We start from the raw sequence: 17,581 nt of genomic DNA on the forward strand, positions 1-17,581 counted from the left end.
CACCTCACTTGCACAGGGACAAGGCTCCTCCATGCGTCATTTTTTTCTTTTGTTTGCTCTGCTGATTTCGAGCCTGGCCCAGGCTGGAAACAACCCATTTGAGTCAAAACCGGAGTTTCTGCCGGTCGATAAAGCGTTCGTGCTCACGTCCGAGCGTCTGCAATCGGGTGAAACCCAGCTGTTCTGGCAAATCACCGACGGCTATTACCTGTATCAGAAACGCCTGAAATTCGACGGTCTGAGCGCCGAACAACAACCGGCATTGCCCGAAGGCGAATCGCACAGCGATGAGTTTTTCGGTGAGCAACCGGTTTACCGCCAAGGCCTGGAAGTCAAAATCCCCGCCTCGGCCAGCGGCCAGATCAAGGTCAGCTATCAGGGCTGTGCCGATGCCGGCCTGTGCTATCCGCCGCAGACCCGAGTGATTGACCTCGGCGGTAAAGCCGCCGTCGCGGCAAGCGCCGAAGCACCTGATCAGGCCTTGGCCAGCAGCCTGCAACAGCGCGCACTGGGCTGGAGTCTGCTGGTGTTCTTCGGCCTCGGCCTGCTGCTGGCGTTCACCCCTTGCACGCTGCCGATGCTGCCGATTCTCGCCGGTATGGTCGTCGGCAGTGGTGCCACACCGCGTCGCGGTTTTGCGCTGGCCGGCAGTTATGTGATTTGCATGGCGCTGGTGTATGCGGCGATGGGCGTGATTGCCGCGCTGCTTGGCGCGAACCTGCAAGCATGGTTGCAGAACCCTTGGCTGCTCGGCACCTTTGCCGCGATCTTCGTGGTGCTGGCGTTGCCGATGTTCGGCTTCTTTGAACTGCAACTGCCGGTGGCGCTGCGTGATCGCCTCGAACACGCTTCGCGCAGTCGCAGTGGTGGCAGCCTGGTCGGCGCCGGCGCGCTCGGCGCGCTGTCGGGCTTGCTGGTCGGCCCGTGCATGACCGCGCCGCTGGCCGGCGCGCTGTTGTATATCGCGCAGAGTGGCAATGCCCTGCACGGTGGCTTGATTCTGTTCTCGCTGGGCATCGGTATTGGTGTGCCGCTGTTGCTGCTGGTGACCGTCGGCAATCGTTTCCTGCCCAAACCCGGCGAGTGGATGAACCTGCTCAAGGGCGTGTTTGGTTTCCTCTTTCTCGCCACTGCGTTACTGATGTTGCGGCCGGTGCTGGACCCGTCGTTGTGGCTGGGCTTGTGCGGCGCGCTGTTGTTGATTGCCGCTTACAGTGCCTGGAAACAATCCGAAGGCTTTGGCCGTGTTGCACAGATGTTCGGGGCAACGGCGCTGCTGCTGGGTTTGTGGGGCAGTTTGCTGGTGATCGGCGCGGCGGGCGGCAGTGATGATCCGTACCAGCCGTTGCAGGTTTATAGCGCCGGTCGCACGACCAGCGCTGCACCCAATGGCCATGAAGCGTTCACCACGATCAACACTCCCGACGCCCTGCAACGCGAACTGGATACAGCGAAAACCAAAGGCCAATGGGTCTTGCTCGACTATTACGCCGACTGGTGCGTGTCGTGCAAAGTCATGGAAAAACAGGTGTTCGGCAAGGACAAGGTCATGCAGGCATTGAGCGATGTGCGCCTGCTCAGGCTTGATGTCACCGCCGACAATGCCGCCAGCCGCGAGCTGCTCAGCCGTTACAAAGTGCCGGGGCCACCGAGCTTCGTCTGGATCGGCACGGACGGCGCAGAGCGTCGCAGCCAGCGCATCACCGGCGAAGTCGATGCCGACACGTTCCTGCAACGCTGGGCCACCACCCGAGACGCCAATTAATGCTGACGTTCACCCTCGGCACCTTTGCCATTGCGCTCAACCACCTGCTGCTGATCAGTGCTCTGGCGCTGGCGACCTTTGTCGGCTGGTGGGTGGCCAAGCGCGGCAGTGACAACCCCGAGTCGGCGCTGTTCAGCCTGTTTCTACTGGGCATGCTCGCGGCGCGCGTGGCGTTTGTCGTGCTGTACTGGGCGCACTATCGCAATGACCCGTGGCAGATCATCGACCTGCGCGATGGCGGTTTTCTCGCCTGGCCGGGGGTGATCGTATTGCTGCTGGCGGCGCTGTATCGCGGCTGGCGCCGGCCTGGTTTGCGCCGGCCGCTGGGCTTTGGCGTGGTCAGCGGCGTGGCGTTCTGGTTGCTCGCAACCCTGTCACTGAATATCTATGAACAAGGCACCCGGCTGCCGGACATTTCCCTGCGCAACGCGGCCGGGGAAACCATCCAGCTCAGCGACTATCAGGGCGGCCCGTTGGTGATCAACCTGTGGGCCACGTGGTGCCCACCGTGCCGCCGCGAAATGCCGGTGCTGGAAAACGCCCAGCAGCAACGACCGGATCTGACCTTCCTGTTCGTCAATCAGGCCGAAAGCATGCAAAGCGTGGCGACGTTTCTCGAAACCCAGGGCCTGAGCCTCAATAACGTGCTGTTCGACCGCAGTGGTCGCCTCGGTCAAGCCGTGGGTTCCATGGCATTGCCGACTACGCTGTTCTATAGCCCTGACGGTCGGTTGCTGAGCAGTCACCTTGGTGAGCTATCGAACGCCAGCCTGGCCCGTGCCCTGGAAAACTTTGGCACGCCAACCCCGAATTCGAACCCGGCCATCGCACCGGCCACCTCTGCAAGGAAACTGCCATGCCCCGCCTCCGCCACCTGCTGACGCTGACCCTGGGCACCGCCCTGCTGCACTTGCCGTCCGTGCAGGCTGCTGAAGAATTGCCGGCGGCGATCAAACAGATCGAAGCCAAAGGCGCGAAAATCGTCGGCCAGTTCGATGCGCCCGACGGTCTGCGCGGTTATGCGGCGCAATACCAGAACCGTGGCATGGCGCTGTACCTGACCCCGGATGGCAAACACGTTTTGCTGGGTAATCTGTACGACGCCGACGGCAAGGACCTCAGCAGCGAACCATTGCAAAAACTGGTCTACGCACCGATGGCCAAGGAAGTCTGGGCCAAGTTCGAGGCGAGCAACTGGATTCAGGACGGCAACAAGGATGCACCGCGCACGGTGTACCTGTTCAGCGACCCGAACTGTCCGTACTGCAACATGTTCTGGGAACAGGCGCGGCCTTGGGTCAAGGCCGGCAAAGTGCAACTGCGGCACATCATGGTCGGGATCATCCGTGAGGACAGCCCGGGCAAATCAGCGGCGTTGCTGGCGGCGAAAGACCCGAGCAAGGCGCTGGAAGATCATGAGAAGGCTGGCAAGGGCAGCTCGCTTAAAGCGCTGAAGGATATTCCGGTGGCGGTGCAGAGCAAACTGGCGGCCAATATGCAGTTGATGGAAGACCTCGATCTGCAGGCGACGCCGGCGATTTTCTACATGGATGCCAAGGGTGAGCTGCAACAGCAGCAAGGGGCGCCGTCGCCGGACAAGCTGGCGCAGATTCTCGGGCCCAAGTAAGCAAGATCAAAAGATCGCAGCCTGCGGCAGCTCCTACATGGGCTGTCGCAGGCTGCGATCTTTTCAATGGCGCTCAGCCAGGAAGGCGAACAACACCTCCGTGACAAACTCGGGATTCTCCAGATTGGAGATATGCCCCGCCTGCGGCACCAGCACCCACGGGCAGCCAATCAACTCAGCCATTTCCTGTGCTTCCGAAGGTGGTCGCGGTTTGTCCTGATCGCCGCACAGCACCAGCGTGGTTGCAGCGCTCAACTCGCCCAGACGTGGCAACAGATCATCGCGGCCAAAGGTGATACGCCCCATCGGCACGATGCTTTCGCGCAAGCGGTCCGACGAATACGCCGCCAGTTTTGCACGGAAATCCTGATACAACGCCGACTGCGGATCGATGCCCGGGCGGAAAAAGATCGGCACAACGATGTCGAGCAGTTGCTCGCTGATTTCACCGGTTTCTTCGATTTGCTTGAACAGCGAGAAGTAATACTGACGGGTAGGCTCCGGTTCGACGCCGACATAGGTGTCCATCAGCACCAGGCCGTTGATCCGCTGCGGTGCCGCCAGCGCCAGACGCACGCCCCACATGCCGCCGACCGACAAGCCGACCAAGGTAACCTGATCGATGTTCAGATGATCGAGCAAGGCCTGCGCCTGCCTGGCGATGTCGTCCAGCGAGCGGGTGTTTTCAGGCAGCCGCCCCGACTCGCCATGACCCCACAAATCCAGCGCAATCACCCGATAGTGCGGCGACAACGCGGCGATCTGCGGTGCCCACATGGCCTGATCCCACAGATAACTGCCGGCCAGCAGGACTGCCGGGCCGGTGCCTTGATCGATGTAATGCAGTGCTTGTCCGTCAACCGTTAAAAAAGGCATCGATTCACCTGCGCGGTAAAAAACAGAACCGGCAGACTGAGCTGCCGGTTGCTGATCGTCAATCGGGCAAATGTCTAAAAATGTTCCTGTTGAAATGTGTTGAATGCACTGACGCCATCGCTGGCAAGCCAGCTCCCACAGGTTCTAAAGTGAACACAAAATTTGTGATCATGTTCGATTACTGTGGGAGCTGGCTTGCCAGCGATGAGGCCAGTACAGATACCGAAAAAACTACAGACCCTCCAGCTCCGCCATCAGATCATTCAAGCGGTCGACTTTCTCCTCGGTGATGTCACTCGCCGCCAGCCCATCGATGTACTCGGCCAATTCCTCCACCGTGCTGCACTCGAACATCGCCCGCAGCGGCACGTCGCGTTGCAGCGACTTCTGCACCCGCGAGGCAATCTGCGTGGCCAGCAACGAGTGCCCGCCCAGCTCGAAGAAGTTGTCGCGCACACCGACCTGCTCGACCTTCAGCACCTCGGCCCAAATATCCGCCAGCGTCTGCTCGAGGTCATTGCGCGGAGCCAGGTAATCCTGGCTCTGCAACTGGCCGATCTCCAGCGCTGGCAAGGCTTTGCGGTCGAGTTTGCCGTTGGCATTCAGCGGCAGCTGATCGAGCCACAACCAGTGCAGCGGCACCATGTACTCCGGCAACTCGGCGCGCAGGCGCTGTTTGATCCGCTCTAGGCGTTCGCTTGGGTTGAGTGCCGAATCGGCCGCCACCAGATAACCGACCAAGTGCTTGCCATTGACGCCTTCCTGCACACCGACCGCGCCATCGCGCACTTCCGGCTGTTCGTGCAGGCGCGCTTCGATCTCACCCAGTTCGATGCGGTAACCGCGAATCTTCACCTGATGGTCGACGCGGCCGACATACTCCAGCACGCCGTCGCTGCGACGCCGCGCCAGGTCACCGGTGCGATACAGACGCTCGCCCGGCGCGCCGAACGGGTTCGGCACAAACACTGGCGCGGTGCGTAGCGGATCGCTGACATAACCGCGACCGACGCCCGTGCCGGCCACGCACAACTCGCCCACCGCACCCAGCGGCACCAGCTCCAGCGCACCATCAACCAGATACAGCAAGTTGTTGTCGGTCGGTGTCCCGATCGGCAAGTAACTGCCGCGCGTCGAGGCCATGTCGACACGGAAGAACGCCACGTCATCGGAACATTCCGCCGGGCCATACGCGTTGACCAGACCGATGTCCGGGTAACGCAGCAGCCATTGGTGCGCCAGTTCCGGTGGCATCGCTTCGCCGGTCGGCAACATCCAGCGCAAGCCATCAAGGCTCAGGCGCTCCGAGGCGAGCATGCCCTGAATCAGCGATGGCACGCTCTCCAGCACGGTGATGCCCTGCGCCTGCACATGCACCAACAAACCTTGCGGATCGTGGGCAATCGTATTCGGCACGATGTCCACCCGCGCACCGAACAGCGGTGCGGCGAGGAACTGCCAGACCGAAATATCGAAGCTTTGCGAAGCGGTCTGCGCGATCACGTCGGCGTCGCTCAAGTTCAAGTACGGCACCTTGCTCAACTGGTTGTTGAGCATGCCGCGCTGCTCGACCATCACGCCTTTCGGCAGGCCGGTCGAGCCCGAGGTGTAGATCACGTAAGCGAGGTTGTCCGGGCCGCTGTAAATGCCCAAGTCCTGCGCCGAAATCGCCGCCGCTTGAATTTCTTCCCACACCAGCAAACGCGGGCGATTGGCGCAGCTGAATTCATCCAGCAAAGTCTGCGCCTGTTCAAAGCATGCTGTAGAGCAGACCAGTACCGGCGTACGGCTCAGTTCGATGATGCGTTGCAGACGCTGACTCGGCAGGCCCGGATCCAGTGGCAGATAACCCGCGCCAGCCTTGAAGCTGCCGATGATCATGCCGAGCAGATCGAGATTGCGTTCGCCGAGCAACGCCACCGGTTGATCCATCTGCACCCCGGCCGCGACCAGGGCATGGCCGAGACGGTTGGCGTTGTGGTTCAGCTCGGCATAGCTCTGTTGCTGATCAAGACACGTCGCGGCGATGCGCTGTGGATGGGCGGCGACCTGCGCTTCGAACAGCGCAACATAGCTCTGCTCCAGCGGATAATCGTGGGCACTCTGGTTGCAACCATGCAGCAGGAAGTCCTGTTCCTCGGCACCCAGCAGCGGCAGATCGGCCATGTCGCCATGGAAGCCGTCGACCAGTGCCAGCAGCAAACGCTTGAACTCGCCGAGCATGCGCTCGATGGTCGATTCATCGAAATAACGCTGGTCATACGACAGGTGCAAACCGAGGTCATCGCCCGGGTAGCACACTGCCGTCAGCGGGAAGTTGGTGTGGGTTCGGCCCGAGTCCGACGTCGCGTTCAGGCTCTGCGCGCGGTCCAGCACCGAGACTTCCACCGGGGCGTTTTCGAAGACGAACAGGCTGTCGAACAGCGGCTGGCCTTTCGGCAGTTCGCTTTGTTCCTGGATGTTCACCAGCGGCAGGTATTCGTACTCGCGCAACTGCATGTTGCTGTCGAGCAAAGCGCTGAGCCACTGACGCACGCTGCTGCGTTCATCGTCCGCCGGCATCTGCACCCGCAGCGCGATGCTGTTGATGAACAGGCCGACCGTGCGCTGCATCTCCGGCATTTCCACCGGACGCCCGGCCACGGTCACGCCGAACAGCACATCACGATCACCGCTCATACGGCGCAGCACCAAGGCCCACGCTGCTTGAGCAAACGTGTTGATCGTCAGTTGATGCGCCTGCGCCAGTTCACGCAGACGCGCACCGTCCTCGACATTGAGGCGGGTGTAGCGGTCACCGACGACCATCCCGCCGCTTTCACCGGCGTGTTCGCGCAGGAACGGCCGGTCACTCGGGATCGGCGTGGTGCGCTCGAACCCTTGCAGGTTCTGCTGCCACCACTGCCGCGCTTCGGCCAGGCTCTGGCGTTGCAGCCAGCCGATGTAATCGCGATAACGCGGCGGCACGGCGAGTTGCGCTTCACGGCCCTCGCCCATCGCAGTGTAGATCTCGAAGAAGTCGTTCATCAGCAACGAGCGGCACCAGGCATCGATGAGGATGTGGTGGTTGCTCATCATGAACCAGTAGCGCGCCGCGCCGACCTTGATCAGGCGCAGGTGAAACGGCGCCTGATTGAGCAGATCGAACCCGGCCTCGCGCTCGTTTTTCAGCAACGCTTGCAGCTGCGGTTCCTGCTCGGTTTCGGCGACGGCGCTCCAGTCCAGATATTCGATTGGCGTGCGACCCGGCGTGTGAATCACTTGCAGCATGTCTTCGCCAACGTTCCAGCAGAACGAGGCGCGCAGCGCTTCGTGACGGGCGATCACCGCTTGCCAGGCTTGGGCGAAACGCTCGGCATCGAGTTCGCTGTTGATGCGGTAGCGATCCTGCATGTAGTACAGACCGGTGCCCGGTTCGAGCAAGGTGTGCAGCAACATGCCTTCCTGCATCGGCGTCAGCGGATAGACGTCTTCGATGTGCGCGGCCGGCACCGGCAAGGCATCAAGTTGCGCCTGGGTCAGTTTCGCCAGCGGGAAGTCCGACGGCGTCAGGCCGCCGGCCTCGTCTTGCAGGCAATGGGCGATCAGGCTTTGCAACTCACCGAGGTAGGCATCGGCCAGATCGTTGATGGTTTGCGCGTCATAACGCTCGGCGCTGAAGGTCCAGCGCAGGAGCAATTCACCACCGTAAACCTGACTGTCGATGCTCAGCTCGTTCGGCAGTGGCGCGTGCGGATCGTGGGCAGCACCGACCGGCTCATCCAGCGGACGGAACAGCGCATCGCTGCCGAAGCTCTGGTCGAACTGGCCGAGGTAGTTGAAGGTGACCGGCGCATGCGGCAGCGCGGCCATGCTGCGTTGACTGAGGTCATCGGCGAGATAACGCAGCACGCCATAGCCGAGGCCTTTGTGCGGCACGGCGCGCAATTGTTCTTTGATTGCCTTGATCGAAGCGCCCTGCCCGGCGGCTTCTTCGATGTTGTGCGGGGTCAGGCGTAATGGATAGGCGCTGGTGAACCAGCCGACGGTGCGGGTCAGGTCGATCTCGTCGAACAGGGTTTCGCGGCCGTGGCCTTCCAGCTGAATCAGCGTCGACGGTTGCTCACTCCAGCGGCACAACACGCGGGCCAGCGCGGTCAGCAGCAGATCGTTGACTTGCGTGCGATAGGCGGCCGGCGCCTGTTGCAGCAACTGTTTAGTGTGTTCGGCATCGAGGCGCACGCTGACGGTTTGCGCGTGGCGATTCTGCTGGCCGCCCTGCGGGTTTTCGCAAGGCAGGTCGGCGTTTGAGCCGGCCAGTTGGGTCTGCCACCAGTCGAGTTCTTCGCGCAGGGATTCGCTGCCGGCGTAAGCCTGCAAACGTGCCGTCCAGTCCTTGAAGGCACTGGTTTTCGCCGGCAGCTTGACCGACTGCCCGGCGTCGAGTTGGCGGTAAACGGTTTGCACATCGTCGAGCAACACACGCCATGAGACGCCGTCGACCACCAAGTGATGAATCGCGATAAACAGGCGTTGCTGTCCTTCAGGGCCGTCGACCAGCAAGGCGCGAACCAGCGGGCCATTTTGCAGATCGAGGCTGCGCTGGGCATCGGCAAACAGCGCTTCGCACTTGTCCATCGAGGTAACACGCACTTGCCACAACACCGCCGCATCGGAGACCGGTTGGTGCATCGCTTGCCACGCGTCGTTGACTTCGCTGAAGCGCAGACGCAAAGCATCATGCTGCTCGATCACCGCCAACAGCGCCTGTTCCAGACGGTGCGGTTCCAGTGGTACGGTCGGCTCCAGCAACAACGCCTGGTTCCAGTGCTGACGCTCAGGAATATCGGTGTCGAAGAACCAGTGCTGAATCGGCGTCAGCGCCGATTCGCCAACCACCAGACCCTGTTCGGCCGTCACCTGCTCGGTGCGACTGGCTACCGCCGCGAGGGTCTGCACGGTCTGATGCTGGAACAGATCCCGCGGACTGAAATGAATACCTTGCTGCCGTGCACGGCTGACCACTTGAATCGACAGAATCGAATCGCCGCCGAGTTCGAAGAAGTTGTCGTTAAGGCCGACCTGTTCGACGTTGAGCACCTCGCACCAAATCTGCGCCAAGGTCTGCTCAAGTTCGTTGCTCGGCGCGACGTAGTCCTGACGATTCAACTCAGGATCCGGCGCCGGCAACGCACGACGATCGAGTTTGCCGTTGGCGGTCAGCGGCATGCTCGCCAGCAGGATCAGGTGCGTCGGCACCATGTAATCCGGCAGTTGCGCCTTGAGGTGCGACTTGAGGGCGTCGCGCAGTTCAGCCTGTCTGGCTTCATTCTGCTCGGCAACTTCGGTGACCAGATAGCCAACCAGTTGTTTGCCGCTTGGCGCATCGAGGGCGAGCACCACGGCTTCGCGGATCGAATCGTGATCGAGCAAACGGGTTTCGATTTCGCCCAGCTCGATACGGAAACCACGAATTTTTACCTGATGGTCGATCCGGCCCAGGTATTCCACCAGACCATCGGCACGCTGGCGCACCAGGTCGCCAGTGCGATACATGCGCCCGCCATCAGTGGCAAACGGGTCAGCGACAAACCGTTCGGCGGTGATGCCCGGACGGTCGTGATAAGCCTGCGCCAAACCCGCGCCGCCGACGAACAATTCACCGGTCGCGCCTTGCGGCACCAGCGCCAGATCGGCGTCGAGAATGTAGGCGACACGCGCGCCGATCACGCTGCCGATCGGCACACTGCCGGCGCCCTCTTCCAGCACCTCCGGCGCCAGACTGGCGAGTGGCATGACCACGGTTTCGGTCGGGCCATAGGCGTTGAAGAACATCGCCGGTTTGAACGCCGCGCGAATCCGCTGCAGGTGTTCACCGGTCAACGCTTCGCCACCGGTGATGATCATCCGCACCGGCAGGATTTGGTTTTGCGTCGAGAGGAACTGCGCCAACTGGCTGCCGTAGCTCGGGGTGAAACCGAGTACGTTGATTTTATGCGTGCGGATCAAGCCGCAGATTTCTTCCGCGTCCCACTGACCTTGCGCACGCAACACCACTTGCGCGCCGCTGAGCAGCGGCACCAACAGACGCTCAGTCGCAGCGTCGAAGTTGATCGAATAGAAGTGCAGCTCGCAGTCGTCCGGGCGCATGCCGAATCGCTCGATCACGGCTTGGCAGTGCATGGCGATTTCGCCGTGGGAGACCACCACACCTTTCGGTTTACCGGTCGAACCCGAGGTGTAAATCAAATACGCCTGATGCTGCGGCAGGCTGATAAACGGCAGCTCAGTGGCCGGGTAATCGGAGAGTGCCGCGCTGTCGTCTTCCAGGCACCAGCGCGCCACATTTGGCGGCAGATCGCCGAGGGCTTTGAACATCGCGCGATCACTGAGCAGCAGGCCGATGCGGCTGTCGTCGATCATGTAGTGCAGACGGTCTAGCGGGTATTCCGGGTCCAGCGGCACATAGGCGCCGCCGGCCTTGAGAATCGCCAGCAGGCCGATGACCATTTCCAGCGAACGCTCCAGCGCCAGGCCTACGCGCACTTGCGGGCCGACGCCACGCTCACGCAAGGCCCAGGCCAAGCGATTGGCGCGGGCGTCGAGTTCGGCGTAGCTCAGGGTCTGCCCGGCGAAGGTCAGGGCCGGTGCGTCTTTGCGCGCCAGCGCCTGCTCGGCGAACAGATGATGGATGCACTGATCGAGACGATGCTCGCCCGGCTCGATGCCGAGGCTGTCGAGCAGTTGCTGTTGCTCCGGCGCATCGAGCAGCGGCAATTCGCTGAGACGTTGTTGCGGATCGGCGATCAGCGCTTCAAGCAGGTTGCGCCAATGCTTGGCCATGCGTGCGATGGTCGGCTCGTCGAACAAATCGGTGCTGTAAGTCAGGCAGCATCCGAGGCGGTGGTCGAGGTCGGTGACTTCCAGGTTGAGGTCGAACTTGGTCGCCCGCGCATCGTTGGCCAGATATTCGACGGTCATGCCGGCGAGCATGCGGCTCTGCTGGAATTCCCAGCGCTGCACGTTGCACATCACCTGGAACAGCGGGTTGTACGCGGCGCTGCGTGGCGGCTGCAAGGCTTCAACCAGATGATCGAACGGCAGATCCTGATGCGACTGGCCTTCGATCACCGTGTGGCGCACCTGCTCGAACAGTTCGCCGACCGACATCATGCCGTCGAGCTGGCAACGCAGCACCTGGGTGTTGAGGAACGCACCGATCAGCCCTTCGCTTTCCGGACGAATGCGGTTGGCCACCGGCGCGCCGATGCGCAGATCGGTCTGGCCGCTGTAGCGGTAGAGCAGCGTGGCCAGTGCGGCAGTCATGGTCATGAACAGGGTCAGACCGTTTTGCGCATTGAATGCACGAACGCGCGCGGCGAGGTCGTCGCTCAGATCAAAACGGAACAGCTCGCCCTGATGACTCTGCACTGGCGGACGCGGGCGGTCACCGGGTAATTCCAGTAACGGATGTTCACGGCCAAGTTGTGCGGTCCAGTAGTCGAGTTGACGCTGACGCTCGCCGGATTCCAGCCAGTTGCGCTGCCAGACGCTGTAGTCGAGGTACTGCACCGGCAGCGGCTCGAGCGGCGAATCGCGATCATCAACAAACGCTTCGTACAGCGCACTGAGTTCGCGGGCGAAGATATCCATCGCCCAGCCTTCGGTGACGATGTGGTGCAGGGTCAGAACAAAGTAATGCTCGTGCTCGGCAGTCTTGACCAGACAGGCACGCAGCAGCGGGCCGGTTTCTAGGTCGAACGGCAGATGCGCTTCTTCATCGGCCAGTAGCTGAACCTTTTGCTCGCGCACCTCGGCGGCGAATTTGGAGAAATCCTTCCAGCCCATGCGCACGCCGGTTTCGGCATGCACCTGCTGACGCGCAACGCCGTCGACACTCGGGAACGTGGTGCGCAGAGTTTCATGACGCAAAATCAGCGCTTGCAACGCCAACTCGAAACGCTCGACATGCAACACGCCACGCAGGCGCGCCATGCCGCCAACGTTGTACGCCGGGCTGTCCGGCTCCATCTGCCAGAGAAACCACATGCGCTGTTGCGAGTACGACAGCGGCACCGGTTGGCTGCGGTCGACCTTGTCGATCGGCGGCTGTTTGTTGGTGCGGCCGCTGGCCTGGATCAACCGGATCTGTTCGGCGAAATCACCGAGTTCGCTGTGCTCGAACAACGCGCGCAACGGCAACTCGACGTCACAGGCCTGACGGGTACGCGAAATGATTTGCGTGGCCAGCAGCGAGTGACCGCCGAGGGCGAAGAAGTCGTCGCGCAGACCGATTTGCGCCAGACCCAGCACTTCGCGCCAGATCGCGGCGATCTGCTGTTCCAGCTCAGTCACCGGTTCAACGTGTTCACGTACTTGCCACTGCGGCTCGGGCAAGGCACGGCGGTCGAGTTTGCCGCTTGGGCTGAGGGGCATTGCGTCGAGACGCATCAGTTGCGCCGGGACCATGTATTCCGGCAGTTCGGCGGCCAGAGCGGTTTTCAGCCGGGTGATTTGCTCGTCAGGATTTTCGCTGGCATCGGTTGCGGTGAAGTAGCCGATCAGTTGCGCACCGGCAGCGGTTTCGCGCACCAGCACCACGGCTTGGGCGACGCCGTCCTGGGCGAGCAGACGTGCTTCGATTTCTTCCGGTTCGACACGGAAGCCACGCAGTTTGACCTGCTGATCGAGGCGGCCGAGGTATTCGATGACGCCATCGGCGGTCCAGCGCGCGCGGTCGCCAGTGCGGTACAAACGCGCGCCCTGCTCACCCAATGGATCGACGACAAAGCGTTCAGCGGTCAACGCTGGACGACCGAGGTAACCGCGAGCCAGACCAATGCCGCTGATGCACAACTCGCCCGGCACGCCGGCCGGCACGGGATTGAGGTCGGCGTCGAGCACGCGGCACATCACGTTGCCCAGCGGCCGGCCGATCGGCGAGCGTTCGCCATCGGCCGTGGTGCAATGCCAGTGGGTGACGTTGATCGCGGTTTCGGTCGGGCCGTAACGGTTGTGCAATTGCACCGCTGGCAGTTGCGCCAACACACGGTTGCGCAGTTCGGCGGGCAGCGCTTCACCGCCCGAGAATACCCGGCGCAGGCTGGTGCATTCGGCGCTCAGCGGTTCGTCGATGAACAGCGAAAGCAGTGGCGGGACAAAGTGCAGCGTGGTCACCCCATGCTCTTGAACAAGCTGGGCGATTCGATGCGGATCGCGGTGTTCACCGGGACCTGCAATCAGCAGACGTGCGCCAGTGATCAACGGCCAGAAGCACTCCCACACCGACACGTCGAAACTGATCGGCGCCTTTTGCATCAGCACATCGGTTTCATCGAGCGCGTAAGTGTTCTGCATCCATTGCAAGCGCTCGGCCAATGCCGCGTGAGTGTTGCCGACGCCTTTCGGCTGGCCGGTGGAACCCGAGGTGTAAATCACGTAGGCGAGGTTGTCGCCGTGCAGGTGCAGGCCCGGTGCCTGGCTCGGCCAGTTCTCCAGGTGCAAGGCGTCCATGGCGATGACGCTGACGCCATCGCTGGCCGGCAAACGGTCGAGCAATTCTGTTTGCGTCAGCAGCAGTTCGACGCCGCTGTCGCTGAGCATGTAGGCCAGACGATCAGCCGGGTAATCCGGGTCCAGCGGTACATAGGCGCCACCGGCCTTGATGATCGCCAGCAGGCCGATCAGCAGTTGTGGCGAACGCTCGGCGGCGATGGCCACGCAAACGTCGGGGCCGACGCCTTTGTCGCGCAAATAGTGCGCGAGGCGGTTGGCCTGAGTGTGCAGTTCCGCGAAGTCGAGGCTGCCACCGTCCCACACCAGTGCGATGCGTTCCGGGGTCTGGCGGGCCTGTTCATTGAGTAGCTCTGGCAGCCATTGTTGCGCCGGGGTGCACGGTACGACGCTCCAGTTTTTTTGCTGGTCGTGTTCGTTGGTGGTCAGCAGTTGCAGATCGCCGATGGCTTGCTCCGGGCGTTCGCAAACTCCGCGCAACAGGTTGCTGAAGTGTTCGGCCAGACGCGCAATGGTCGTGGCATCGAACAATTCGCTGGCGTAGTCGAACGACAAAGTCAGGCGACCGTTACGGTCTTCTTCGCTGTGCAGTTGCAGGTCGAACTTGGCTTCGCGGCTGTGCCACGGCAGCTCTTCGGCGAGCAGACCCGGCAGGCGTTTCAGCGCGCTGAGGTCGCGCTGCTGGTGGTTGAACATGACCTGGAACAGGCCTTGTTCGCGGGCCTGCGGGAAGGCTTCGAGAAGTTGCTCGAACGGCAGATCCTGATTCGCCTGGGCACCGAGCGCGGCCTGGCGGGTCTGCGCCAGCAGTTCGACGAACGACAGGCGCGAATCGATCTCGGCGCGCAGCACTTGGGTGTTGATGAAGAAGCCGATCAGGCCCTGGGTTTCCAGGCGCGGACGGTTGGCATTTGGCACGCCAATGCGGATATCGCGCTGACCGCTGTAGCGATGCAGCAGGCTCTGGAATGCCGAGAGCAGCAGCATGAACGGTGTCGACTGGTGCGCTTGGGCGGTGTTGCGGATCGCCTCGCTGAGGCTCGTGCGCAGTCGCACGGTATGGCGCTCTGCGCTGTGAACATGCTGCGCCGAACGCGGAGAGTCAGTGGCCAGTTCCAGGGTCGGATGCTCGTCACCCAACTGGTTTTTCCAGTAGGCCAGTTGCCGCTCGCCCTCACCTTGCGCCAGCCATTGGCGCTGCCAGCTGCCGTAGTCGGCGTATTGGGTTGGCAACGGCGCGAGGTTGGCGGTCGCGCCTTGCGAAGCGGCGGCATACAGGCGCGAGAACTCGTCGATCAACACGTTCAGCGACCAGCCGTCGGCGATGATGTGGTGCAGCGTCACCAGCAACTGGTGATCTTCGTCGTCGATGCGCACCAGCGTCACCCACAGCAGCGGGCCTTTTTCCAGGTCGAACTGGGTGCGCGCTTCGTCTTCGCGAATCTGCACCGCGCGGGCTTCGCGCTCATGCGCCGGCAGGTCGCTGATGTCGATCAGTTGCAGGTTGAATTCAGCGGCGGCATCGACGCGTTGCAGGGCCACGCCGTCGCGTTCGAAAAAGCGTGTGCGCAGCGATTCGTGGCGCTCGATCAGTTGCTGGAAGCTGGCGCGCAAGGCGTCTTCGTCCAGTTCACCACGCAGGCGCAAGGCACCGGGAATGTTGTAGGCGCTGCTCTGCGGGTCGAGTTGCCAGGTGATCCACAGACGGTTTTGCGCCAGCGATTGCGGTATCGGCTCGCTGCGCGACAACGCGGTGATTGCACCTTGGGCGCTGCCGCCGTCTTGTTGCTGTTGCGCCACGGCTGCGGCGAACTCGGCCAGCGTCGGCGCTTCGAACAGCAGACGCAGATTCAGCTCAAGGCCAAGTTCTTCGCGAACCTTGGCAATCACTTGCGTGGCGGCGATCGAGTTGCCGCCGAGCAGGAAGAAGTGATCGTCGGCGTTGACCTGTTTGACGTTGAGTTGCTCGGCCCAGATGCTGCCGATCAGCGCTTCGAGTTCGCAGGCGCTGGTGGTCGACTCTGCGGTTGCGGCTGTGGGCGCCGGGAACACTGCGTAGCTGTCGAGGCTGCCATCAGCCAGGCGATTGCGGCACGCTGAACGCTGCAATTTACCGCTGGAGGTTTTTGGCAGCGCGCCTGGATTGAGCAGCACCACCACGCTCGGTGCTTCCTGGTACGCCTCGGCCACGGCTTGGCGGATCGCCTTGATCAACGCTTCCGGCGGCAGGATTTTCTGCACGCTGCGGCTGATTTCCGCGGCGATGCCGATGCCCTCTTCGCCATTCTGGTTGACGGCGAATGCCGCGACGCGGCCCTTGCGCACCACCTCCACTTCGTTCTCGACGGTCTTCTCGATGTCCTGCGGATAGAGGTTGTGGCCGCGCACGATGAGCATGTCTTTCAGACGACCGGTGATGAACAGCTCACCGTCGCGCATAAAGCCCAAGTCACCGGTGCGCAGCCAAGTGCGGCCGGCGTGCTGAACGAACGTCTTGGCGCTGGCCTCGGGGTTGCGCCAGTAGCCGAGGGCGATGCTCGGCCCGGCCGCCCAGACTTCGCCGACGGCGTTGTCGACCAGTTCTACGAGCGTGTTCGGCTCGACGATCAACACCGCGTGCTCGGGCTGGCTGATGCCGCAGCTCATGATCGGGCTGCCTTCGCCCGGCTCGGCGCGGTTTTGCGCCAGCGCCTGATCGTCCACGCGCAGTGCTGGGATACCGGTGCCGCGCGGGGTACCGGCGACGAACAGCGTGGCCTCGGCCAGACCGTACGAGGCCATGAAACTGTCGTCGCTGAACCCGCTCGCGGCAAACTTCTCGGCGAAGCGCTCAAGGGTGTCGAGGCGGATCGGCTCGGAGCCGGAGTAGGCCACGCGCCAGCGGCTCAGATCGAGGCGTTCGAGCGCCGACTCGCTGACGCGTTCGCTGCACAAACGGTAGGCGAAGTCCGGTCCGCCGCTGATGGTGCCGCCGTATTGGCTGATCGCTTCGAGCCAGCGCAAGGGCCGACCAAGGAAGTACGCCGGCGACATCAGGACGCACGGCACGCCGCTGAAAATCGGCTGCAGCAGACCACCAATCAGCCCCATGTCGTGGTACAGCGGCAGCCAGCTGACGATGACATCGTCGGGGTTCACATCGATGCCAAAGCCATGACGGATCAGCAGTTCGTTGGCGACCAGGTTGCCGTGGCTGACCTGCACGCCTTTGGGCAAAGCGGTAGAGCCGGAGGTGTATTGCAGGAAGGCGATGTGATCCTGCGGCAGGTTCGGCTCGAGCCAGTTTTCGGCAAGCGCATTGTCGAGGGTATCGACGCACAGCAGCGGCGGCGCGCCTTCGATTTGCTGCAAGGCGTCGCGCAGGTCGGCGCTGGTCAGCAACAGGCGCGGTTCGGCGTCGGCAATGATCGACAGCAGACGCTCCTGATGGTGACGACGGGCGGATTCCGGCGGATAGGCCGGCACCGCGATCACGCCTGCGTACAGGCAACCAAAGAAGGCCGCGACGTAATCCGGTCCGCTGGGAAACAACAAGACTGCACGATCGCCGAATTCGGCTTCGGCCTGCAACGCGGCCGCAATGGTGCGCGCGCGTTGATCCAGTTCGCGATAGCTGAGTACCACAGCCTGCTCTGCGTTTTCGGCGAGAAAACGCAGGGCCAATTGGTCCGGTGTCAGGGCCGCACGGCGCTGGAGGGCTTGGACCAGAGTGCTGGGGATTTCGAACGCGTCGGTCATGAGGTTTCCTGCCTGAATTCGGCTTGCGAGTGGAATCGGGTTGCTGTGTCACGCCCCTCTTGGGCATGCAGGGCGCGGTCTGT

5 protein-coding genes are annotated in these 17,581 nt (G+C 62.4%); 3 read left to right on the forward strand and 2 right to left on the reverse strand.

Features of this window, described 5'->3' with window-relative positions; translation table 11 throughout:
* Positions 1–31 precede the first annotated feature (31 nt).
* Genes dsbD through dsbG form a run of 3 tightly spaced genes read left to right on the forward strand, consistent with a single transcriptional unit; the run spans position 32 to position 3,392 of the window.
* A complete protein-coding gene (gene dsbD, locus PMI37_RS29015; RefSeq protein ID WP_008088176.1) occupies positions 32–1,765 on the forward strand; it encodes a protein-disulfide reductase DsbD in 1,734 nt (577 codons plus the stop codon).
* On the forward strand, positions 1,765–2,646 hold the full coding sequence (locus tag PMI37_RS29020; protein ID WP_008088178.1) for a TlpA disulfide reductase family protein: 882 nt from the start codon (positions 1,765–1,767) through the stop codon (positions 2,644–2,646). Before dsbD ends, PMI37_RS29020 begins: the two co-directional genes overlap by 1 nt.
* Complete coding sequence (gene dsbG / locus PMI37_RS29025; protein WP_008088180.1) at positions 2,622–3,392, forward strand: thiol:disulfide interchange protein DsbG; 771 nt, start codon at positions 2,622–2,624, stop codon at positions 3,390–3,392. The genes PMI37_RS29020 and dsbG overlap by 25 nt, the downstream gene beginning before the upstream one ends.
* Positions 3,393–3,455: 63 nt before the next feature.
* Here the strand turns inward: dsbG and PMI37_RS29030 are convergent, their stop codons facing one another.
* Together PMI37_RS29030 and PMI37_RS29035 are read right to left on the reverse strand one after the other, a co-directional pair.
* Positions 3,456–4,268, reverse strand: a complete 813-nt coding sequence (locus PMI37_RS29030) for an alpha/beta fold hydrolase (protein ID WP_008088190.1) — start codon at positions 4,266–4,268, stop codon at positions 3,456–3,458.
* A gap of 231 nt (positions 4,269–4,499) precedes the next feature.
* The gene (locus tag PMI37_RS29035) at positions 4,500–17,498 is read right to left on the reverse strand and encodes a non-ribosomal peptide synthetase (RefSeq protein ID WP_008088192.1); all 12,999 of its coding nucleotides are present in this window, start codon (positions 17,496–17,498) and stop codon (positions 4,500–4,502) included.
* Positions 17,499–17,581 lie beyond the last annotated feature (83 nt).

Source organism: Pseudomonas sp. GM80 (genome assembly GCF_000282515.1).
Lineage (GTDB): Bacteria > Pseudomonadota > Gammaproteobacteria > Pseudomonadales > Pseudomonadaceae > Aquipseudomonas.